At 73.9% G+C, this 21,258-nt stretch carries 17 protein-coding genes and 1 pseudogene; 7 read left to right on the forward strand and 11 right to left on the reverse strand.

Translation table 11 applies throughout. From position 1 onward, the window contains the following. Positions 1-203: 203 nt before the first annotated feature. The 7 genes from OO62_RS00005 to OO62_RS00035 all read right to left on the reverse strand — a co-directional run bounded on the left by OO62_RS00005 (position 204) and on the right by OO62_RS00035 (position 9,905). Positions 204-1,856, reverse strand: coding sequence for an alpha/beta hydrolase (locus OO62_RS00005; protein WP_051732392.1), 1,653 nt, complete (start codon positions 1,854-1,856; stop codon positions 204-206). Positions 1,857-2,059: 203 nt separating this feature from the next. Next, on the reverse strand, positions 2,060-3,943 hold the full coding sequence (locus OO62_RS00010) for an ATP-binding cassette domain-containing protein (RefSeq protein ID WP_033265002.1): 1,884 nt from the start codon (positions 3,941-3,943) through the stop codon (positions 2,060-2,062). Continuing rightward, entirely contained in the window at positions 3,940-5,709 is a 1,770-nt protein-coding gene (locus OO62_RS00015) for an ABC transporter ATP-binding protein (protein WP_078616934.1), read from the reverse strand. The genes OO62_RS00010 and OO62_RS00015 overlap by 4 nt, the downstream gene beginning before the upstream one ends. 129 nt (positions 5,710-5,838) lie before the next feature. Beyond that, complete coding sequence (locus tag OO62_RS00020; protein WP_033265003.1) at positions 5,839-5,967, reverse strand: SapB/AmfS family lanthipeptide; 129 nt, start codon at positions 5,965-5,967, stop codon at positions 5,839-5,841. A 62-nt stretch (positions 5,968-6,029) separates the two neighbouring features. Continuing rightward, a complete protein-coding gene (gene lanKC, locus OO62_RS00025; RefSeq protein WP_033265004.1) occupies positions 6,030-8,642 on the reverse strand; it encodes a class III lanthionine synthetase LanKC in 2,613 nt (870 codons plus the stop codon). 263 nt (positions 8,643-8,905) lie between these two features. Beyond that, a complete protein-coding gene (locus tag OO62_RS00030; protein WP_033265005.1) occupies positions 8,906-9,079 on the reverse strand; it encodes a CsbD family protein in 174 nt (57 codons plus the stop codon). 112 nt (positions 9,080-9,191) lie between these two features. Next, a complete protein-coding gene (locus tag OO62_RS00035) occupies positions 9,192-9,905 on the reverse strand; it encodes a CTP synthase C-terminal region-related (seleno)protein (RefSeq protein WP_033265006.1) in 714 nt (237 codons plus the stop codon). Between the two features lie 93 nt (positions 9,906-9,998). Between OO62_RS00035 and OO62_RS00040 the strand changes: the two genes are divergently transcribed. From OO62_RS00040 to OO62_RS00050, 3 genes are all read left to right on the forward strand, one after another. Then, on the forward strand, positions 9,999-10,910 hold the full coding sequence (locus OO62_RS00040) for a LysR family transcriptional regulator (protein WP_033265007.1): 912 nt from the start codon (positions 9,999-10,001) through the stop codon (positions 10,908-10,910). A 134-nt stretch (positions 10,911-11,044) separates the two neighbouring features. Then, positions 11,045-12,136: a hypothetical protein gene (locus tag OO62_RS00045; RefSeq protein ID WP_033265008.1), complete on the forward strand. Its 1,092-nt coding sequence runs from the start codon at positions 11,045-11,047 to the stop codon at positions 12,134-12,136. Between the two features lie 112 nt (positions 12,137-12,248). After that, the gene (locus tag OO62_RS00050; RefSeq protein ID WP_033265009.1) at positions 12,249-12,986 is read left to right on the forward strand and encodes an SAM-dependent methyltransferase; all 738 of its coding nucleotides are present in this window, start codon (positions 12,249-12,251) and stop codon (positions 12,984-12,986) included. 171 nt (positions 12,987-13,157) lie between these two features. Here the strand turns inward: OO62_RS00050 and OO62_RS00055 are convergent, their stop codons facing one another. Then, entirely contained in the window at positions 13,158-14,180 is a 1,023-nt protein-coding gene (locus tag OO62_RS00055; protein ID WP_033265010.1) for an alcohol dehydrogenase, read from the reverse strand. Positions 14,181-14,409: 229 nt separating this feature from the next. After that, the gene (locus OO62_RS00060; protein ID WP_051732394.1) at positions 14,410-15,069 is read right to left on the reverse strand and encodes a TetR/AcrR family transcriptional regulator; all 660 of its coding nucleotides are present in this window, start codon (positions 15,067-15,069) and stop codon (positions 14,410-14,412) included. Between the two features lie 259 nt (positions 15,070-15,328). Between OO62_RS00060 and OO62_RS40355 the strand changes: the two are divergent. The 3 genes and pseudogenes from OO62_RS40355 to OO62_RS00070 all read left to right on the forward strand — a co-directional run. Next, positions 15,329-15,919 (forward strand): annotated as a pseudogene (locus tag OO62_RS40355) (alpha/beta hydrolase fold domain-containing protein); the annotation flags it as partial. A gap of 33 nt (positions 15,920-15,952) precedes the next feature. Further along, positions 15,953-16,849 carry a Vgb family protein gene (locus tag OO62_RS40360; RefSeq protein WP_033265215.1) on the forward strand — a complete coding sequence of 299 codons (897 nt, stop codon included), beginning with the start codon at positions 15,953-15,955 and terminating at the stop codon, positions 16,847-16,849. A 53-nt stretch (positions 16,850-16,902) separates the two neighbouring features. Beyond that, positions 16,903-17,559 (forward strand): DUF5701 family protein, encoded by a 657-nt coding sequence (locus OO62_RS00070; RefSeq protein WP_398742068.1) that lies wholly within the window; start codon positions 16,903-16,905, stop codon positions 17,557-17,559. A gap of 78 nt (positions 17,560-17,637) precedes the next feature. Here the strand turns inward: OO62_RS00070 and OO62_RS00075 are convergent, their stop codons facing one another. Then, a complete protein-coding gene (locus tag OO62_RS00075) occupies positions 17,638-18,015 on the reverse strand; it encodes a DUF2267 domain-containing protein (protein ID WP_033265012.1) in 378 nt (125 codons plus the stop codon). 214 nt (positions 18,016-18,229) lie between these two features. Between OO62_RS00075 and OO62_RS00080 the strand changes: the two genes are divergently transcribed. Then, positions 18,230-19,462 (forward strand): carbohydrate-binding protein, encoded by a 1,233-nt coding sequence (locus OO62_RS00080; RefSeq protein WP_033265013.1) that lies wholly within the window; start codon positions 18,230-18,232, stop codon positions 19,460-19,462. Between the two features lie 108 nt (positions 19,463-19,570). Here the strand turns inward: OO62_RS00080 and OO62_RS00085 are convergent, their stop codons facing one another. After that, positions 19,571-21,190 (reverse strand): M4 family metallopeptidase, encoded by a 1,620-nt coding sequence (locus OO62_RS00085; RefSeq protein WP_033265014.1) that lies wholly within the window; start codon positions 21,188-21,190, stop codon positions 19,571-19,573. Between the last annotated feature and the right edge of the window lie 68 nt (positions 21,191-21,258).

Consider the following 21,258-nt stretch of genomic DNA (forward strand, 5'->3'; position numbering starts at 1 on the left):
GGCGCCGGCCACGAACACCACCGGCTTGCCCTGGCCCCAGTCGGTGTAGAACAGGCTTGTTTTGTCGGAGCCTTCGAAGTACGGCATGTGCGGGTCCCTCCTGGACGGTGCGGTGTGCTGTGCCGACAACTCTCGTCCAACGGGCAGCACACCGTCGATTACTCCACAGGTAACCGTGGAGCCCGAACCCGGCGGGCGGGTCGTCAGCGCGTGCTCGGGCCGCCGGTCCAGGGCCGGTTCGGGACGAGCCCGGCCATCGCGCCGCCGCCGGCGTCGACGCCGCCGCGCGGCTGACGGACCGGGAAGGGCGCCCCGTCCTGCCGGCACGTCGTTCCCGGCGGCGGGAGGGTGCCGTTGATGAAGTAGCGGCTCTCGTACGCGTTGACGCAGCTGCTGGGGTTGACCAGTGCGGTGTGTCCGTACCCGTTGTTGGTGAGCAGACGGGCGTTGGCCAGCTCCTTGGCCATGGCCTGCGCGTTCCGGTAGGGCGTGGCGGGGTCGTAGCGGGTGCCGACCAACAGGACGGGGGCCGCCGTCGGTTTGTTCCAGGGCCCCGTATAGCGGCGGGCGGCCATGGTGGGCCACGTGGCGCACGGCTCCGAGGCCCAGGTCCAGACGCGTCCGGCGTCGCCCGCACGGGCGGCGCTCGCCTCCTCCAGGGTGTGGAAGACGCCGGGATCGCGCGGGTTGGGGCTGTCACCGCAGAGGACGGCGGCGGCCTGCTCCTCGCCGGTGTACGGGACCGGGACCGGGGGCGTGGGCAGCGGCCCGGGCGCCGCCGGGGCGCGGCCCTGCCACAGTCCTTGGAGCCGGGCGGCGAGTTCGGTCCAGCCGGGGTGGACGACGTAGAGGCTGTTGATCGTGTCCGCCACCGTCCTGGCGTAGGTCCAGGTGCCGATCGGCCGCTCACGGAGGCGCCGCATCAGCCGGTTGAACTTGTCCCGGGTCGCCTCCGGGCCGCCGGCCGAGAAGGCACAGTTCGCCGTGGTGGTGGATCCGCACAGGGTGAGGAACTGGTCCAGGGTCGCCGCCGCGGAGCGGTCCGAGCCCATCCGCAGGAAGGTCGGGAGCCGGGGGGTGTCGTCGGCGTGGTTCGTCCAGGCCGACGGGTCGATGTTGCTGTCGAGCGTCAGGGCGCGGACCTTGCCGGGGAAGAGGTTGGCGTAGGTGGCGCCGAGGATCGTGCCGTAGGAGGCCCCCAGGTAGGTGAGCTTGGGGTCGCCCACCGACCGGCGGAGCTGGTCGAGGTCGCGAGCGGAGTCGGCGGTCGACACATGACGCAGCAGCGCGGCGTCGCGCTGCTCGCAGCGCCGGCCCAGGTCCCGGTACGCGGCGATCCAGGTCTTCCGCTGCCGCGCGCCGACCGGGAAACCGCTGGGTCTGCGGGCGAGCCAGGCCGCGTTCTCCTTGGCGGTGGCGAAGCAGTTCACGGCGGTGCTGTGGCCGACCCCGCGCGGGTCCCAGCTGACGATGTCGAACCGCTCCCGCACCTCGCGCGGGAACAGCGGGTAGTTCTGCGGCATCTGGACCGTTCCCGGCCCGCCGGGGCCGCCGGGGTTGAAGAACAGGGTGCCGATGCGCCGTCCGGGCCGGGTCGCCTTGCGTCGCACGACCGCCAGGTCGAGGGTGCGTCCGTGGGGGGCGCCGTAGTCCAGTGGCACCTTCGCGGTCGCGCAGTCGTAGTGCGCGTCCCGAGGACAGGGCCGCCAGTTCAGCGCCGGGGCGGGAACCGAAGGCGTCGGCGGGGCGTCCGCCGCGCCGAGGCCCGGTCCGGCCAGTGCCGCGTAGCAGCTCAGCGTCACGGCGATGGCCGCGGCCCGCTTCCGTCGGCCCGCTATCGGTCCGGATATGCGCATGCGTCGTCCTCCCACGGGCCGAGCACCCGTCGGCACCCGGGCAACGGATGCCGACGGCACCCGTGCCCACCCCACCGCGCCGCGGCACCGGACGCGACCGGCCGGGGGCCGAACGGCTGAGCCGGGCTCCGGACGGCTGAACCGGTGCCGCTCCCGCCTGCGAGGAGCGTCATTCCAGTGCCGCCCGTCTCCGCGGGTACCGGTCAGTGGGAGCGCTCCGGCTGCCAGTTGCCGGCGAGTTCGCGGTAGAGGGCCGAGTGTTCGAGCAGCTCGGTGTGACTGCCGACGGTGGCCCGGTTTCCGTCCAGCACGAGGATCCGGTCGGCCCGCCGGGCGGAGCTGATCCGGTGGGCGATGACGATCAGCGTGCCGGGCCGGTCGGCGAAGGCCCGCTCGGCGCGCTGCTCCGCCGCGGGGTCGAGGTGGCAGGTGGCCTCGTCGAGGAGGACGAGCGGGGCGGGGGAGAGGTGGGCCCGGCCGAGGGCGAGGAGCTGGCGTTCGCCCTGGGACAGCGTCGCCGGGTCGATCCGGGCGTCCAGCCCTCCCAGGCGGGAGAGCAACGGGCCCAGCCCGACCGCGTGCGACGTCGCCTCCAGGGCGGCCGTCGACGCCCCGTCGGGGCACAGGTAGAGCAGGTTGTCGCGCACGGTCCCGGAGAAGACGTACGCCTGCTGCGGGATGAGGACCCGGAGCCGGGCGGGGTCGGACCCGTACGCCGCCCCCGGTGGCAGTCCGTCCACCCGGACGTCGCCGCTGAGGGGGTGCAGCAGGCCGGCGAGGAGACCGGTCAGGGTGGACTTGCCGATGCCGCTCGGGCCGACGACGGCGAGGTGTTCGCCCGGCTCGACGACGAGAGCGAGGTCGTGGAGCACCGGTTGCGCGGCGGGCCCGTAGGCGAAGGTGACCGCCCGCAGTTCGACGCGTGAGCCCGCGAGGGGCTCGGGGGACGGGCGCAGGGAACGGGCCGGGAGCCGGGCGGCGTGCAGGCCCCCGGAGCCGTGGTCGCCGGGCGCTGAGCGGACGTCCGGATCTTCGGCCGGTGCCGGGACGGACGGGGCGGCGTCGGCACGTGACAGCCGGGCGTCGGTGGGCGGTCCGCCCGCCCCGTCCGCCCCGCGCCCCGGTGTCCGCGCGGTCCGGGTGAGCCGGTCCAGTACGACCAGGAGCCGGGTGCCTCCGGAGCCGAGGGCGTTCATCAGGGTGTGCAGGGCCGGCAGCAGGGCCTGGGTCAGATAGGTCAGCGCACCGAGCACGGCACCGGCGGTGAGGTGCTCACGCAGCAACCACGGGGTGCTGACCAGCAGCAGGAGGACCGGCAGCTGCCCGGCGACGCCGAGCGCGACGGCCCGGGCGGCGGCCCAGCCCGCGAGGTGCCGGGCGGCCCGCTCCTCGGCGTCGACCAGGGCGTTCGCCCGCGCCGCCACCTCTTCCCGCGCCCCGCACGCGACCACGTCGCGCAGCCCCGCCGCCACCGCGCCGAACTCCGCCGACAGCGTCTCGTCGGCGCGCAGGAAGGCACGCTGCCGCCGGGCCATCGGCACCAGGGTCGCCACGAACAGCAGCAGCCCGGCGACCAGCGGCGGCAGCACGATCAGCAGCAACTGCGGGGCCAGCGACACCAGTCCGAGCAGCGCCCCGGCCGCGGTGAAGACGAACGAACGGGCCACCAGGACCAGCCCGGCGAAGCTGTCCCGCGCCAGTTCCGTCTGATTGGTCAGCCGGGAGACCACCGCGGTGTCGGCCGCGCGGGCCGGGTCCGCGACCGCCTCGTCCAGCGCCCGGGCCACCACCGCACGGACCAGGGCGTCACGCAGCGGCTCGACCAGGCCGGCCAGTCCGCGAAAGACGCCCCGCCCGGCCAGACCGCCGAGGACGACGGCCACCGCGGCGACGGCCAGCCAGGTCAGACCGGTGGCGGTCCGGCCGGCGAGGAACCCGTCGTCCAGGGCCTTGGCCACGCTGTAGCCGCCCAGGAAGGTGTGGGCCGACTCCAGCAGGGACCAGCCGCCCATCAGCAGCAGGACGCGGGTGCGCGCCCGCAGGAAGCGGAGCGCCCGCGGCAGCAGCCGGACCGTGACCGGGGTCATGAGGCGGTACTCGGGTCCGGCGCGGTGCCGGCGAACACCGCGCGGTAGTCGGCGTCCTGCCACAGCAGCGCGTGCGGAGCGACCGCGCGGATCCGGCCGCCGTCCATCCAGGCGACCAGGTCGGCGCGGGCGGCCGAGGCGAGGCGGTGGGTGATCAGCAGGCGGGTGCCCGGCCGGACGTCCTCCAGCAGCGCCCGGCTGACGTGGTGTTCGGTGACGGTGTCCAGACTGGAGGTGGCGTCGTCGAGGATGAGCAGCCGCCCCGCGTGCGCGAACGCCCGTGCCACGCCCAGGCGTTGCAGCTCGCCGCCGGACAGCGGGGCGTCGGCCAGGGGCGTGGCGTAGCCGCGCGGCAGCAGGCGTACGAAGGTGTCGGCGCCGGCCGCGCGCGCCGCGGCCTCGACGGCGGGGGCGGCGGGCCGTTCCGACCCGAAGGCGAGGGCGGCGCCCACGGTCTCGCCGAAGAGCGCCGGCCGCTCGAAGGCGTAGCCGATCTCCCGGCGCAGATGCGCCGGGTCTGCCTCCGCGAGCGGGACCCCGTCCAGCAGCACCTGTCCGCTGTCGGGATCGGTGAGCCGTCCCGCGACGGCGGCCAGCGTGGACTTGCCGGCGCCGGAGTGGCCGACCACCGCCAGGGTCGTCCCGCCGGGCACCGCCAGGTCCACGCCGCGCAGCACCGGGGCGCCGTAGCGGGCGACGGTCACCCCGCGCAGTTCGAGTCGCCCCCGCCCGTCGGCGGGCAGCGGGCGGGCGCCGTGGCGGACCTGCGGCAGGGCGAGCAGTTCGGCGGTGCGCCGGGCCGCGGCGCGGCCCCGTACCAAGGCGTTGAGCTGGCCGGTCACTCCGCCCAGCGCCGCGGTGAGCGCGGCGTACCGGGAGGCCGCCAGCAACTCGCCCACGGTGAGGGCGCCGTGGGCGAGCCGGAGCCCGCCCACCGCGAGGACCACGGTGGTCAGCAGCGGCACCAGGATGCTGCTGCCGACGACCGCCCGCCCGTAGACCTGCCACATGAGCCGGCCGTGCGCGTCGAGTTCGGGCAGCGGCGCCAGGACGCGGGCGCGTTCCCGTGCCTCGGTGCCCGCGGCGGCGATCGTCCGGGCCCCGCCGAGCGCCTCGACGAGCCGGGAGGCGATCTCCGCCTGGACGCGCTGATAGCGCCGCACGCAGTCGGAGGAGCCCTGGGCGAAGGTCCGCAGCAGACGGGTCAGGAGGGGCAGACCGGCGAGGAAGACGACCGCCAGCCAGACGTCGGTCACCGCCAGCGCCACCAGTGCCCCCACCGGGGTGAGCACCGCGGCCAGGCCGGTGGCGGCGGTGGTGGGCGCGGTCCCGGCCTCCGCGGCGTTGCCGGTCAGCCGGGTCACCAGGTCGCCGGCGGTGAAGCGGTCGGCGGCGCGGTGCGGGGCCAGCGACAGCAGATGGCCGATGCCGCGCCGGCGCAGCCAGGCGGTGCTGCGGGCGGTGGTGACGCCGCCGGCGAGTGCCACCAGGGCGTCCAGCAGAACGTCCGCCACCAGCAGGACGGCACTGAGCGTGAGGGCGGCGCCGACGCCGGGCGCGGAGTCGAGCAGGAGGTCGAGGGTGTGGCCGAGGACGGCCGGCAGGGCGAGGGCCACAGCGGCACCGGCCACGCCGAAGAGGCACACCGCGACGGTGTGCACGGGGCTGTGCCGGAAGGCGTCGGTCAGGACGGCGGCACCGGGGTCCGGCTTCCGGCCGGTGGCCGGCGGGCGCGTCGGTGAGGGGGGCCCGGATGGGGCGGGCATGCGGTGGACCTCGCCTCCGTGGGTCGAACGATGCGGCGCGGCGGGGCGGAGGGCCCCGCGCAGCCGGTGCTGCGCGGGGCCCGTCTCACCGTGCCGTTGCGGGACTGGGGGCCCCGCTGCGGCAGGCGGTCAGTTACAGGTGGTGACGCTCAGGCTGCTGTCACCGCAGAGGAGGAGGCTCGCGCGGCTGCCGGTGTGCAGCTCCTCGGTGCCCTCGGGCTTCGGGGTCTCCATCGTCTGCAGGTCGAGAAGCGACATGATGATTCCTTTCGTAAGGGGACGGGAGTGCTTTTCTTGTACGGCCCCGGGAGGGGCCGGCTTCAGGGCCGCCGCAGCGGCGGGAGGAAGGGCAGGTGCACGGGTGAGTCGTGCAGCGCGCTGCCCAGAGCGAGCAGGCATCCGGCGGTGCCGGTGCTCAGGTCCATGGAGAGCCGCATCATCTGCTCCCCGGCGAAGGCCAGATGCCCCTGGTAGGGGACGGCGCCCCAGGAGAGGGACTCGATCTGGCGGTGGAGGTCGGCGGCGTCGGTGCCCGGGCCGGTGGCGGTGGTACGGCTCAGGTACAGCACCATGCCGGCCGCACCGCGGAACAGGCCGGGCTGGGCGTAGAACTTGGCCTGGGCGGCCTTGACGATCTCGTCCCGCGCCGCCGCGAACGCGTCGTCCGGCCGGTGGGCGAGGTAGTCGTCGAGCACCATGCCGATGCCCACGCTGCCGGCACCGAGGTAGGGCATGGTCCGCCAGCCCTCGTTGACCTGAAGGGTGCCGCCCACGCTCCGTACGCACCGGGCCAGGTCGCGGCGCAGCGCCTCGGCGGCCAGGTCCAGCAGCGCGCCGTCGCCGGTGCGTTCGTACAGCCGCAGGAAGAGCAGCGCGGCTCCGCTGTCGCCGTGCAGCAGCCCGGCGCGGGACGGCGCCGCGGTCCCGTCGGCGGGCGCGGTGGGTGGCGGCGCGGAGCGGAGGCGGTGGGCGACCAGCTCCGCGCAGCGCAGCGCCTGGTCCCGCGCGGCGCTCTCCCCGGTGGACCCGGCCAGCTCGTCCAGCGCCAGACCCACCCCGGCCAGTCCGCTGTGCAGGTCGGGTGCGATGTCCTGCCAGCTCTGCGCGGTGACGAGATCGACGAGATCCAGGGCCCGTTCGCGGTGCCCGAGCCGGTCGAGGACCCACGCCACACCGGAGAGCCCGTCGTAGAAGCCCAGCGGGCTGCCCGACGCGGGGCTCTTCGTCCGTTGCAGCAGCCATTCCTCGGCGTCGGGACATCGCTCGGCGCCGGTCGCGGCGAGCGCGTACAGGACGCCGGCCGCGCCGTAGGCGAAGCAGGTTCCCCCGCCGGCCGTGGAGAACTGGGCGATGTCACCGGGGAAGAGCCGGTCCTCCCGCTCGGGGGTGGCCGAGGCGAGCACGGCCCGGACCGCACTGTCCCTGCTGTGGGGCCAGTCGGCGAGCTTGACGGGTAAGTAGGCGTCGGCGGAAGGCTGTTGCGCGGTCGCCGGCGCGTGCGGGACGGGGTGGCCGCGCAGGATCTCCGCGACCGCCGCGTCGAGGAACTCCCGCGGCACCGGGAACTGCTCCGCGGCGATCCGTGCCAGATGCCGGGCCTTGTGCCGGTCCACCGCGAACAGACTGGTCAGCGGCAGGAACAGGGCCAGCCGCAGACAGGCCAGGGCGTAGCGGTCGACGTCCGCGCCGCGCCGGTCGGCGGGGGCGACGAAGCCGGGGTTGGCGATCACCTGCCGGCTGCCCGGGTCGTCGACGGAGGCGGCTTCGAAGTCCAGCAGCACCACCGAGGATTCGTCCTCGGACAGCATGATGTTGAACAGATGCAGGTCGTTGAAGACCACGCCCCGCGCGTGGATCGTCTCGACGGCCTCCTCCACGAGCCGGTGCACGCGCAGCGCCCACTGGGTGTACTCGGCCAGCCGCTCCGGGGACGGATCGGCCTCGATCAGCGGATGGCGGTGCGCGAAGAAGCTGTTGAGCGGCCGGCCCTCGATGTACTCCAGCACCAGGAAGGTGTGCTCCCCGAGCGTGAACCAGTCCAGCACCTCGGGGGCGCAGCCCAGCCCGGACAGCCGCCGCAGGGCGTCCCGTTCACGCTCCAGCCGTGCCACGGCGTCCGCGCCGTCCGCGGCCAGCCCGGCGTGCGGACGCCCCTCCTTGAGCACCACCCGGCGCTCGGTCCGCAGGTCCCGGCCGACGTAGACGCCGCCGCCGTTGGAGAAGTGCAGTGCCCGCTCTATCGCGTACGGCAGGTCGGCGACCGTGGTGGCGGAGCGTGCGTCCAGGTGGGGCTTGAGGAAGTCCGGGAGGGCGACCCACTCCGGAACCCGGAAGGCGGGCTCCCGGCGGTCGGGGACCAGTCGCCCCCGGTCGTCCTCGATCGCGGGGCAGAGCTCGCCCTTGTCGTCGTAGCAGTGCCGCTCGGTGAAGCTGCCGTAGCGCACGTACACCGGGCCGGCGCCCCAGCGCAGATCGCTGAGGATGTACGGACCGGGCTCGCCGGCCAGCAGGGCGTCCAGCTCCTCGGCGATGACGCGGCACTGCTCCGCGTCGGCCGGGTAGACGGTGACGAACTTCCCGCTGGCGCCCCGGTCGGTGTACTTGGCGTTGCGTATGTGCAGCAGATAGCGGCTCGGCATGCACTTGAACGCCACCGAGCGGGGGACGCAGTAGTCCCAGACCTTCTCGAGGATCCGCTCGGCGTTGTCCAGGCAGGCGGAGACATGAATTTTCCAGCCCTGGCTGGGCAGTTCACGGTCCAGTGGGCGGAACGCCAGCCAGTCACCCGACCGGTGGCGCTGCCAGCCGTCGGGCAACTCCCGGCGCAGTACGGGGTACAGGGCGCCGCGGCCCTCTTCGTCCGAGGGAAAGCGGTGCGGAGCGTCGTAGAACTGCCGGTCTGCGTCGCAGAAGACCGCGTACCCCTTGTTCATCCCACTCCCTCGGCCGGTGACATCACCACGCTGTCACGGCGCGGAGGGGGGAAACAGTCATGAGTGTCACGACGAGGTCGTGAGGAATGCATGTTTTACGTGACGGGGCGGCGGGCTCCGCAGGGGCCGCCGCGAGGGTGCGCCGTCGGTGCACGCCGGGGGCCGGGGCGGACACGGCGATGGCCCGGCGGAAGGATCCGCCGGGCCACCGCCTCAGTCTCTGCATGCGCGGCCGCATCTGCCGAAGTGGCTGCGGGGCGCCCTCATCGCTTCAGGGCGTCCTGGGCCTTGTGGCCGGCCTCCCGCATATCGCCCATGGCGCGCTCCGCGCGTCCTTCGGCGGTCATCCGCTCGTTGCCCACCGCGCGCCCGAGGGTTTCCTTCACGGCACCCTTGAGCTGGTCGGCCTTGGCGGACGTCTTCTTCTCGGCGGTCATGGTCGTGCTCCCTTGCTGTCGAGCCGTTCCTTGACAAAGATCCGCCTGCCCGGGGCGACACCGCACAAACCCGCTCCTTGCGCCGGTCCGTGTCCACCCCGGAGGACGCCGCTCACCGGTCCTCCGCGGCGTGCCGGACGGCCGCCCTCGCGAGTCCGGTGACCAGGGGGTGCGGCCGGGTGCCGTCGCCGTGGAGCTCGGGCTGGAACAGGGTGGTGAGGAAGAACGGATGGCCGGGAAGCTCGGCGATCCGGACGTCTCCGGCCTCGTCGGTCCCGGTGAAGCGCAGGCCGTGGGCGCGCAGGGTGTCCAGGTGGGCCGGGTTGGGACCGTAGTTGCAGTGGTAGCGCTCCACCGTGCGCTCCGCGCCGAGGAGTTGGGCGGCCCGGGAGCCGGGAGCGAGCCGGATCGCGCCCTCGTGCCCGACCAGCGAGCAGGCGAGCGGGACGATGACGGCCGACCCGAGGTCGGCCCCCGGGCTGTTCTCGGCGTGGTCCGCCCGGTGCAGTCCGCACACGTTCCGGGCGTATTCGAGCAGTGCGTGCTGGAAGCCGCCGCAGGTGCCGAGGAAGGGGACCCGGCCTTCCCGGGCCGCGCGGATGGCGGCGAGCGCACCCGACTCGCTGCGGTACGGACTCCCCGGCAGCACCCAGACGGCGTCGAAGCCCGCGATCCCCTCCTCGGCCTCCTCGGTGGGGATCCAGTACGCGTCCAGGTCGAGCCCGTCGCGGCTGCGCAGGGCGTCCAGAAGTACGGGGACGCGGAGGTGGGAGCGGACGTTCGGGGAGCGGTCGCCCACCAGGGCGATCCGTGCGTGAGGTGCCATGGCCCCATCGTGTGCGGCGACGGTCCATCAGGTCCAACGATGATCTGCGGACCCCGCATAAGCAACGCTGATGCTCAGGCGATACTGCTGCGCATGGATCCGCACCTCCTGCGCACCTTCGTCGCGGTGGTCGAGCACCGGTCGTTCTCCGCCGCGGCCCAGGACCTCGGCTACACCCAGTCCGCCGTCTCCCAGCACATCGCCACCCTCGAAGCCGACCTCGGTACGCGGCTGGTGGGACGCCGGCCGGTTGCCGCGACCGAGGCGGGCCGGCGCCTCCTCGAACACGCCCGGCCGCTGCTGCTGCGCCTCGACGCGGCCCGCGCCGACCTCGCCAGGCTGCGGGACGTGCGGCCCGCGCGCCTCGCCGTCGACTGCGGTCCGGCCGCGCTCACCCCCGCATGGGCCGGGGCGCTGGCCCGGATCCGGCAGGCCCTGCCCGGCCTCGCCGTCACCATCCGGATCCGCGGCCGGGAGGCCGTGCTGCGGGCGGTGCTGACCGGGGACGCGGACCTGGCCCTCGTCGACGGGGTCACCGCGCCCAGCGACCCGCTGCCGCTGCCGGACACCGGGACCCTGACCACCCTCGCGGTGGGCGAGCAGCCCCTCGTCATCCTGCTGCCGTCCGGCCACCCGCTGGCGGGCCGCCGCGGCCTGCGGCTGGCGGACCTCGCCGACGCCCACTGGCTGGACGCCCCCGACGCCGCGGTACCCCTCGACCGGCTGCGGGCGGCCGCCCACACGGACGGCTTCCGGGCCCACGCCACCTACGAGGGAACGGACTTGCGCGCACTCGGGGCGCTCGTCGCGGGCGGGAACGGCCTCGCCGCGCTCCCCTCCACGGCCGCCGACGGCCTGCCGGGAACGGTCGCCGTACCGGTGAGCGCGCCCCGGCTCGTACACCGCACCGAGGCACTGCACCCGAAGGCACCGGCCAAGGCCGTCGAGAAGCTCCTCGCGGAACCAGGGCTTGTCCGAGGGGCCGCGGCCTTCCCGGCGGCCTGACGTTTCCCCCACCGCCCCGGCAGGCCGGCGGCTCGTTCATGCGATCATGCGGCGATCGAGCCATCGGGCATCGAGCATGCGAGCGAGAACGGGAGTGCGGTGTGAGCGGGGCTGGGGGGCAGGACGGGTCGTCCGTGTCCGATGAGGAGTGGGAGCGGTTCCTCCGTGAATCGGTGGCGGGTACGGCCGGGGCACCCGTGGAGCCGTCGGCGCGCGCCCGTGAGGTGGCGCGGCGGCTGCGGGAGCGTCCCGGGGAGTCGACGGGCTGGCGTACGTACGCACCGGCCCGGCCCCGGCGCAGGACAGGCTGGTACGTGACCGGGCTGGTGGCGGCCGTGGTCCTCCTGGTCGTGGGGCTCTTCCCGGAGCAGGTCGTCGGCTGGTTCGGTGGCTCCGACGGCGGTCGGGACGGGGCGCCGTTGGCCGCCGAGTCGGAAGGCCCGCGGGAGGCACCCGGTGCCGAGCCGGCTCTGCGCCCCACCCTCGCCGAACCCTTCCGGGGTTCGCCTGCCGTCCACTGGGCTGACGGAGCGGCAGGGATCACGGTGCCCCCGGCCGAGGCGACCGGCTGGATGGACGCCGCCCAGGTCGAGCGGGCACTGCGGCAGAGCCGGGACTTCCTGGTGGCCGCGGGGCTCGACTCCCGTGTGCTGCGCGGCGAGCGGCCCACGAAGGCGATCGCGCTGCTGAACCCGCACCAGAAGGACGTCCAGGAGTATCTCCGTACCGCCCTGTCGTCGACGCCGCCCTCGCCCGAGACCAACCCGCTGCTGTTGTTCAGCCGCTTCCGTACGCAGCAGGCCCGGCTGGTCGGTGAGGTGGTCAAGACGCGCGGTCGACTCGCGTACCGGAAGGGGAAGCGGGGGTCGGTCGAGGTGACGGCGGACGTCACCTTCGTGTACCCGGTCACCCCGGCAGGCGACGGCGGGCGGGACGCCGAGGTCGTCCGTACGATCGTGCGGCGCAAGGTGGTGATGAGCTGGGACGACCCGGCCAAGGTCATCACCGAACCGGGCACGATGTCCCTCGTCTCGTACGCGCTCGACATGACCAACGGCGGCTGCGACGCCCCGACCGGCTACTTCGTGCCGCCCTTCGGCACAGCCGGCGAGCAGCCCGCCGACAAGGCCCACCGGGTCGATCCGTACGACCGCAGCAAGCCGATCGACACGAGCAACGGCACGACGGTCACACGCAACGGCTGCGCGACCGCCACCCGCTCCTAGGTTTTGTCGTCACATGTCACGCCCACATCAGGAGCGAGCGGAACCGGGTGTGGAGCGTGGCTCACGGCGATAACCGGATGCGCGCGACCGGTGATGCTGCCAGGCTGCGCCGGTGAATCGCGAACAGATGTCCCGCATCGCCCACACCGGGCACCCGATCAAGGCTCCGCTCGACGACGAATCCGTGCGCCGGCTGCTGGAACGCGGCACGCCACGCGGCGACGAGCGGCTGCTCGACCTCGGCTGCGGCAGCGCGGAATGGCTGCTGCGCGCCCTGGCCGCCCGCCCTCAACTGCACGCCGCAGGCGTGGACATCTCCGAGGACGCGCTGGCGCAGGCGCGAGAGGCGGCCGACCGCCGCGGCGTCGGGGAGCGCCTCGTCCTCCACCACGCAGCGGCCGCGGACTTCGTCTCCCCGGACCCGTTCGACCTGGTGCTCAGCGTCGGGGCCGCGCACGCCTTCGGCGGTCTGCTGCCCACGCTCGCCGCGGCCCGCGCGCACCTGGCGCCCGGCGGCGCCGTCCTGATCGGCGACGGGTTCTGGGAACACCCGCCGTCGCCGGAGGCCATCGAGATGCTCGGCGACTTCGCCGACCTCGCGACCACCGTGGACCGCGTCGTCGCCGACGGCTGGACCCCCGTCCACGGGCACGTCAGCACGCGCCAGGAGCTGGACGCCTACGAGTGGGCCTGCTGGGGGACCCTTGCCGCGTGGGGCCTGGACCATGCCGGCGACCCGGACGGCCCGGAGGCGCTGGCGATGGCCGCCACCCGGCGCTCCGAGTGGCTGCGGAGCTACCGCGACACCTGGGGATTCGTCACCCTGATCCTGCGCCGGACGGCCGACTGACCCGCCCCGCGATCGTCGTCACCGACCAACTCGCCGACGCCACTGGGGCGTTGGGGCGTCATCTCGGCCGGCGGTGTTCTCCGCAGCCCGTACCGCGCTGACCGGAGTGGAGGACGCCGTACCGGCTGACGCGCCGACCGCCGCAGGCAACCCACCGCGGCGGCGGGCCCGTCAGCCCGTGGTGAGGACCATCCGGAAGCGGGCGGCGCCGGAGAGCATCTTCCGGTACGCCTCGTCGGCCCGGTCGAGCGGCATGGTCTCGATCATCGGGCGGATCCCGTGCAGGGCACTGAACGCGATGGTCTCCTGCACGTCCTGCGCGGTGCCGGAGGGATGGCCGCGGACGACCTTGCCCTGCATGAGCAGCTGGTTGGGGCTGATTCCCAGGGGTTCGGTGTCCGCGCCGATGACGATCAGCTCGCCCCGCGGGGACAGTCCGTCCACCGTCGCGGTGATGGCCTGTGAGTTGGCGGCGGTGGCCAGTACGGCCTTGGCGCCGCCGAGCGCCTGCAGGGCGTCCCCGACGGGGGTGTCGGCCGTGGTGTCGATGTAGTGGTGTGCGCCGAGTTGCCGGGCGAAGTCCGCCTTGTCGGCCCCGCGGGCGAGGGCCACCGTTTCGAAGCCCATGGCGGCCGCGTACTGCACGCCCAGGTGGCCGAGGCCGCCGATGCCGAGGACGGCGACCAGGTCGCCCGGCCGCGCGGAGCTGCGCCGCAGACCGTTGAACGTGGTCACGCCGGCGCAGGCCATGGGTCCCGCGTCGGCGGACGGGACCGCGTCGGGGATGCGGGCCAGGGCGTCGGCCGGTGCGATCACCACCTCGCCGAAGCCGCCGTCGTACGCCCAGCCGGGGACCTTCAGGTTCTCGCACACGATGAAGTCGCCCCGGCGGCAGGGCGGACAGGCGTGACAGCTGCCCCCGAACCAGCCCACCACCACCCGGTCGCCCACCTGCCAGTCGCCCGGCGTCGCCTCGCCGATCTCGTCGATGCGCCCGGCGATCTCGTGCCCGGGGACCAGCGGGAACCGCACGCCCGGCAGCGCGGCCTGGACGAAGAAGGTGTCGCTGTGGCAGATCCCGCACGCCTCCACCGCCAGCCGCACCTGGCCGGGGCCCGGCCGCGGCACCTCCCGCTCGACGATCTCGAACGACCCGCCCGCGGCGGCGACCTGCGCGACTCGATAGGCACTCATCTGGACCTCTCCCGGGTGCACGGCGATCCCCCGACCCAGCAGACCAGTTCCGGTCCGAGGACGCGCGCCGGGCGGGAACCGACCGGCACCCGGCCGAGGCCGTCCCCACCGCACGAGGACGGCCCCGCCCCCGGACCTCCGGCACCGCCTCCCGCCCGCCCCGGCTCCGCCGATCGGGTGACGGCCTCGCGGCCGAGGGGCTGCCGACGCGCCGTAGGGGGAGCGGTGGTCAGGCCCGGGCGTAGTCGGCGAGCGCCGGCTCCAGGACCGCGAACGCCCGCTCGGCCTCCTCCGCCAGTACGGCGGCGATCTCCGGGCCGGCGCGGCCCGCGAGGGTGAGCTCCTGGATGCGCCGGAACAGGAGCCGGTGCACCCCGCCCAGCAGGGCCGCGGCGGTGCGCGGGGTGATGTCGTCACGGGCGGCGCCGGTCGCCTCGGCCAGCGCGGCGGTCAGGGCGTCCTCGCGCTGGTCGTGCAGGCTGCGCAGGCAGGCGGTCAGGGTGGGGCTCTCCGCGATCATGCGGGTGAACTCCGGTCCGGCGAAGCCCGCGACGGGGTCCTGCGCGGTGACGGCCGACAGGAACCCGCGGCGCAGTGCCGCGAGGGCGGACTCGCCGGGCCGGCGGTCCTCCACGGTCCGGGCCGGGCCGGCGACGAAGGCGTCCTGGTGATCGAGGGCCAGGTCCTCCTTGCGCGGGAAGTAGTTCGTCACCGTCTTCTTGGCGACGCGGGCGGCGTCGGCGATCTCGGCGACGGTGGTGCGCTCGAAGCCCTGCTCGACAAAGAGCCGGGTCGCCCGGTCGGAGATCAGCTGCCGCGTCTCGCGCTTCTTGGCCGCCCGCAGGCCCGGCGCCGCGGCGTCCGTCGTAGTGCTCGACTCGATACCCATGAGCGAATCTTACCCTCGTAGTATTTTTACGTTGACACCCCACTGCCCCTGACGTAATTTTACCCTCGTCGTAAATTCCCTACGGGTGCAACTCGCCCATGACGGAGGACCGTTGCTCACTCTCACTGCCGTTCCCGCCGGGCCCGGGCAGGCGCAGGCCGTCCGTGACCGCATCGGCGCGCTGGTCAGCGGCCCGCTCCCGGCCGACGCCGAGGTGCGTGGCGACTGGGTGCGCGCGCCGGGCGCCGGGAGCGGCGCGGTGATCTACGTACACGGCGGCGGTTTCACGGACACCTGGCCCGAGGCCGAGCGGATGATGGCCTACCGGCTGTCGCGGACGACCGGACGGCCGGCGCTGCGGGTCGCCTACCGGCTGGCGCCCGCGCATCCCTACCCCGCGGCGCTGGACGACGTACTGGCCGCGTGGCGCAGCGTGCTGGAGGCCGGCGTGCCGGCCTCGGAGGTGGTGTTCGTCGGCGAGTCGGCCGGCGCCACCCTGGTGCTCTCCGCCCTGCTGGAGCTCAAGCGCACCGGCGGCCCCCTCCCCGGCGCCGCGGTCGCGGTCTCACCCGTCACTGACCTCGCCCTGACCGGTGCGTCCCTGACCACCAACGACGGCAAGGACCTGATCGACCGCGCCGTGCTCGCCGCCGTCAGCGACCGGTACCTGGCCGGTGCCGGCCCCCGTCAGGCCCCGCAGTCGCCGCTGCACGGGGACCTGCGCGGGTTGCCGCCGCTGCTGGTCGCCGTCGGCACCGACGAGGTCCTGCTGGACGACGCCCGCCGCTTCGCCGAGGCCGCCGACGCCGCCGGGGTGAGCGTCCGTCTCGACACCTACGAGGACGCGCCGCACTCCTTCCACCTGTCCGACCTGGGCGAGGTGCTGCTCGACCGGATCGGCCGGTGGCTCGCCGACCCGGTCCGCGACCACACCGTCAGCGGGCCGGACGCGGGCCCGTACGCGCTCGCGGAGGGGCCCGACGGCGCGCTGTGGTTCACCCTCGTCCACCAGGGCGCGATCGGCCGCCGGGACGCGGCCGGGCACCTCACCGTCAACCCCGTGGGCGCGGGCCCGACGGTGATCACCCAGGGCCCGGACGGCGCCCTGTGGTTCACCGAGTACGGCACGCACCGCATCGGCCGGATCACCGTCGACGGCGAGGTCTCCGCCTTCGAGCCGCCCACCGCCGGCGGCGGTCCGTTCGGCATCGCACCCGGCCCGGACGGCGCCCTGTGGTTCACGCTGTCCGCCGCCGACCGCATCGGACGCCTCACCACCAGCGGCGAGTTCACCGAGTACCCGGCACCCGGAGCCTTCCCGTCCGCCCTGGTGGCGGGCCCCGACGGCGCCATGTGGTGCACCCTCAACCAGGCAGGCGCGATCGGCCGGATCACCATGGACGGCCGGACGACCGCCTTCCCGCTGCCGACCGAGGGGGCCGCGCCGGTCGGCATCACCGCGGGCCCGGACGGCGCGCTGTGGTTCACCGAGATCGGCGCGGGCCAGATCGGGCGGATCACCGTCGACGGCACCGTCACCGAGTACCCGCTGCCCGACCGCCAGGCACGGCCGCACGCCCTCACCACCGGCCCCGACGGCGCCCTGTGGTTCACCGAGTGGGGCAGCGGCCGGGTCGGACGCCTCACCACCGACGGCCGGTTCACCGGCTACGACCTGCCCCGCCCGGACTGCGAACCGCACGGCATCGCCGCGTACCGGGGCGCCGTGTGGTGCGCCCTGGAGACCGGCTCCCTGGCCGCCGTCGAGATCTCCCGGTGAGCGCCTCCCTGACCGCTGGCCGGCCGAGTGTCCCCATGACGAGAGGAATGTCCGTGACCCCTGCCCCCTTCGATGCGGGTGCCGAATTCGAGCGGCAGGTCCGCAATCTGACGGACCGTGACTACCCCGCGCTGTCCGGCCTCGACCCGGAGCGTTTCGGTGCGCTGCTGGCCCCCTTGCGGGCCCACGCGGTGGCCGCCGCGGCGGGCGGCCGGTGCGCACCGGAGACCGGCCGGGTGCCGTTCCTGCTGGTCGTCACCCGGAGCCTGGTCCCCGTCGAAGAGGCCATGCCCCGCACCGTCCTGCACGGCGGGCGGCTGCCCGGCTTCATCGACCGCTCCTTCGAGCCCGGCGCCCTCGAACGGTTCGTCGCCACCGAGGACACCGCGCTCCCGGCCCCGGACGCCTACCTGCTGCTCGACGTCGAGCGGGGGGAGGAGTTCTGTGGTGCGGTACCCCACGAGGCCATGGCGACCCTCGCCGGGCGGGGCCGCACCCTGCTGACCATCGAGGAGGGCATCGCGCTCCTCACCCACTTCCCGGAGGTGCTGGTCAAGAACAAGTGCTTCTCGCTGGGCGGTTCGCGGTGCGGCGACCGCAGGGTCCCGGCGATCTGGATCAGCCAGAAGGCACCGAAGCTCGGCTGGTGCTGGCAGGGCAACCCGCACACCTGGCTCGGCATGGCCTCGGCGGGCGCCCGTCGCGCGTGACGGCCCTCCGGCGGGCGGCACGCTGACGTCCGCCGGCCCGGCCGGGGGAGGGTTCCCCCGGCCGGGCCGGCGATCCGCTCAGCGGGTGGACTCCACCAACTGCGCGTACTCCTTGCCGAGCTGCGACATGGCGTGCGCGAACTCCTTCTGGGAGATGGCCTCTTGCAGGGTGCTGAGGACCGCCCGGACGCCCCGGGCGGCTTCCGGCTCGGTCAGCCCGGTGTGCTCGCCCACCCTGCGGATCGATTCGTCGGGACCGAAGATCTCCATCTCCCCCTGTCCGGACTGGAGCGAGCCACGCAGCGGCTCGGGAAGTTCGAGGGCCAGATCGCGGGCCTCGCCGGCGCTCAGCCGGTGCCCGAGCGTGTCGAGGGTGGCACGGGTGAGATCGGCCGCTTCCTGCCGGGAGAGTCCCGAGCGCTCCGCCACTGCGCGGAAGAACTCCTTGTCGTCCATGTGGGCCTCCTCTGCGGAATCGGATGGGCGAGGGAGGCAACCTCACCCACCACCTTGCCACGCCCCCCTCCCGCGTGCGAGGCGCCGCGGACGCGGCCGCACCGGCTCCGCCTGCGCCTGTGCACTGGTCCAGTCCAAAGTGTTGACGCGTACGCGACGAGCGGCCAGGCTGTGGGTGATTGGTCTGGACCACTTTCGCCCCGCGGGAGGGCATGTGCCACCTCGAAACGTCAGAACCTTCGCCGCCGTCGCCTCGGCGGCCTGCCTCGCACTCGTGGCGGCCGGTACGGCCCTCGCCACCGGGCCCGGCGCCGCCGCCGCGGCCCCGAAGGCCGTGGGCAGCAACTGGTACGCCGCGGCGCCGTACCTCATGCCGCTCGACAACGACCCGCCGGACGCCGGAGCCGTCATGGATGCCACCGGCCTCAAGGCGTTCCAGCTCGCCTTCCTGCTGGCGCCGAACGGCGGCGGCTGTTCGCCGACCTGGGGCGGGACCGGCCCGGTGTCCTCGGACACCGCCGTGGCCGGCGTGATCGCCGCGGTCCGCGCCAAGGGCGGCGACGTGTCGGCCTCCGTCGGCGGATACGGCGGCACCAAGCTCGGCCAGACGTGCGGCACCCCCGAGGCGACCGCCGCCGCGTATCAGCCGGCCATCGACAAGTACGGCCTCAAGGCGCTCGACTTCGACCTGGAGGAGCCGGAGTACGAGAACGCCGCGGCCATCCACAACGAGATCGGCGCCGCCAAGATCCTTCAGCAGAAGAACCCCGGCATCTACCTCTCCGTCACCACGGCCGGCACCGCCGACGGCACCGGCTGGTTCGGCAAGCAGATGCTCAACGAGGCCAAGGCCCAGTCCTTCACCCCGGACAACTTCTCCATCATGCCGTTCGACGGGGGCTTCAACGGCGCGGCGTCGCAGACCGCGGCCCTGACCAACTTCAACTCCGTCCTGCGGTCCACCTTCGGCTGGGACGAGGCCACCGCGTACGCCCACGAGGGCATCTCGCAGATGAACGGCCGCAGCGACACGGGGGAGTACTTCACCCAGGCGGACTTCCAGACGGTGCTGGACTTCGCCACCGCCCACCACATGGCGCGCTTCACCAACTGGTCCGTCAACCGCGACCGGCAGTGCTCCCCGCCGGACAACAACGGCAAGACGTCCGGTACCTGCAGCAGCGTTCCGCAGGGCGCCTACGACTTCACCAAGTACTCGGTGAAGTTCGCCGGGGCGACGCCGCCCACCACACCACCCACCACCCCGCCCACGACACCGCCGGGCAACGGCGGTTGCACCGCGGCCGCTTACGGCGCCGGCACCGTCTACCTGGGCGGCGACACGGTCTCCTACCAGGGCCACACCTGGAAGGCCAGATGGTGGACGCAGGGCGAGGCGCCCTCCACCGGCGGCTCGGGGGTCTGGCAGGACCTGGGCGCCTGCTGACCCGCGCTCGTGGCCTCCCGCCCACCGGGGAGCCGCCGGGCAGCACACAGACGCGCGTCCCGGCACCGGCGGCGAGGCCGGTGCCGGGACGCGCTGCGCCGGGGGCGCTCAGTTCACGTTCAGGCCGGTCCAGGCGGCGCCGACCGCCTTGTACTCGGCGCCCGTGGTGCCGTACAGGTCACCCGCCGCCTTCAGGGTCGCCGTGCGGGCGGCCTTGTAGTTGGTGGTGGAGGTCATGTACGTGGTGAGGGCCTTGTACCAGATCTTCTCGGCCTTGTCCCGGCCGATGCCGGTGACCTTGGAGCCGTTGTAGGTGGGGCTGTTGTAGCTGACGCCGTTGATGACCTTGGCGCCGCTGCCCTCGGACAGCAGGTAGAAGAAGTGGTTGGCGACGCCGGACGAGTAGTGCACGTCCTTGTTGCCGACGGAGCTCGACCAGTAGTCGGCCGAGGCGCCGTCCTTGCTGGGCTTGTCCATGTAGCGCAGCGGGGTGCCGTCGCCGTTGATGTCGATCTTCTCGCCGATGAGGTAGTCGCCCGGGTCCGAGGCGTTGTTGGCGTAGAACTCGGCCGACGTGCCGAAGATGTCGGACGTCGCCTCGTTCAAACCGCCGGACTCACCGCTGTAGTTGAGGCCGGCGGTGGCCGCCGTGACGCCGTGGCTCATCTCGTGGGCGGCCACGTCGAGGGAGGTCAGCGGGTGGGTGTTCCCGCTGCCGTCCCCGTAGGTCATGCAGAAGCAGCCGTCGTCCCAGAAGGCGTTGACGTAGCTGTTGCCGTAGTGCACGCGGGAGTAGGCGCCCTTGCCGTCGCCGCGGATGCCGCTGCGGCCGAAGGTGTTCTTGTAGAAGTCCCAGGTGACGGCCGCCCCGTAGTGCGCGTCGACGCCGGCGGTCTGGCGTCCGCCGCCCCACACGTCGTCCGCGTCGGTGAAGAGCGTGCCGGTGCCGGACGTCTTCTGGTTGAGGTCGTACGTCTTGTGGCCGCCGCGGGCGCCGTCGGTGAGCTGGTAGGTCGTTCCGCTCTTGGTGGTGGTGAGCGCGACCTTGCCGCTGTACGTGCTGGTGCCGGTACCGGTCTCGATGGCCTCGTTCTGCCACAGCTTCTTGCCGGTGGCGGCGTCGGTGATGACGTGCAGCCGGCTGGGCGTGCCGTCCTTCTGGACGCCGGTGACGACGGTTTCGTACGCGAGGACCGGCTTGCCGGTGGCCGCCCAGATCACCTTGCGCGGCGTGCCGGAGGCGTCCGTCTTGGTGTCCTTCCCCGCGGCGGCGGCGCGCAGGGCGCTCTTCTTCGCGGCGGAGGGGGCGAGCGTGGCGGACGTACTGGCCACGGATATGCGGGCGTTGGTCGCCTTGGTGACGCTGTGCGCGCCGTTCTTGGCCTGGTGCACGACGAGGTCGCCGCCGAGGACCGGCAGCCCGTCGAAGGTGCGCTCGTACCGGGTGTGCACCGTGCCGTCCGCGTCCTTGATGACGTCCCGGACGACGAGCTTCTCGCGTGCGCCGAGGCCGATCTTCGCGGCGGTCGCGGAGGCGTCGCTCTGGGCGCTCTTGAGCGCGGTGGCCCGCTGTGCGGCGGAGAGCTGGACCGCCGACGCGCCGGTCTCGCGGTCCGGCTGCGCACTGGCCGATCCGGCCTGGACGCCGATGGCGACCATGGCGGCCGAGGCGACAAGGGCGGCAGCGCGCAGGGTGTTCTTGCGGGGGGTGGACGAGATCCGTCTCAACTCGGTCTCCCTTGTGTGGGCCGCGGGGTCGCGGTCCCAAGAAGCGGCCGGGCAGCCGAGGGGTGGGG

Origin of the sequence: Streptomyces lydicus (assembly GCF_000717345.1) — a bacterium.
GTDB lineage: Bacteria > Actinomycetota > Actinomycetes > Streptomycetales > Streptomycetaceae > Streptomyces > Streptomyces lydicus.

What these genes read in the sequence shown, in the direction of transcription:
- OO62_RS00010 (WP_033265002.1), bottom strand. Translation starts at nt 3,943, where the DNA reads ATGACCCCGGTCACGGTCCGGCTGCTGCCGCGGGCGCTCCGCTTCCTG.
- OO62_RS00055 (WP_033265010.1), bottom strand. Translation starts at nt 14,180, where the DNA reads ATGAGTGCCTATCGAGTCGCGCAGGTCGCCGCCGCGGGCGGGTCGTTC.
- OO62_RS00015 (WP_078616934.1), bottom strand. Translation starts at nt 5,709, where the DNA reads ATGCCCGCCCCATCCGGGCCCCCCTCACCGACGCGCCCGCCGGCCACC.
- OO62_RS00020 (WP_033265003.1), bottom strand. Translation starts at nt 5,967, where the DNA reads ATGTCGCTTCTCGACCTGCAGACGATGGAGACCCCGAAGCCCGAGGGC.
- OO62_RS00060 (WP_051732394.1), bottom strand. Translation starts at nt 15,069, where the DNA reads ATGGGTATCGAGTCGAGCACTACGACGGACGCCGCGGCGCCGGGCCTG.
- OO62_RS00035 (WP_033265006.1), bottom strand. Translation starts at nt 9,905, where the DNA reads ATGGCACCTCACGCACGGATCGCCCTGGTGGGCGACCGCTCCCCGAAC.
- OO62_RS00005 (WP_051732392.1), bottom strand. Translation starts at nt 1,856, where the DNA reads ATGCGCATATCCGGACCGATAGCGGGCCGACGGAAGCGGGCCGCGGCC.
- OO62_RS00040 (WP_033265007.1), top strand. Translation starts at nt 9,999, where the DNA reads ATGGATCCGCACCTCCTGCGCACCTTCGTCGCGGTGGTCGAGCACCGG.
- OO62_RS00030 (WP_033265005.1), bottom strand. Translation starts at nt 9,079, where the DNA reads ATGACCGCCGAGAAGAAGACGTCCGCCAAGGCCGACCAGCTCAAGGGT.
- lanKC (WP_033265004.1), bottom strand. Translation starts at nt 8,642, where the DNA reads ATGAACAAGGGGTACGCGGTCTTCTGCGACGCAGACCGGCAGTTCTAC.
- OO62_RS00075 (WP_033265012.1), bottom strand. Translation starts at nt 18,015, where the DNA reads ATGGACGACAAGGAGTTCTTCCGCGCAGTGGCGGAGCGCTCGGGACTC.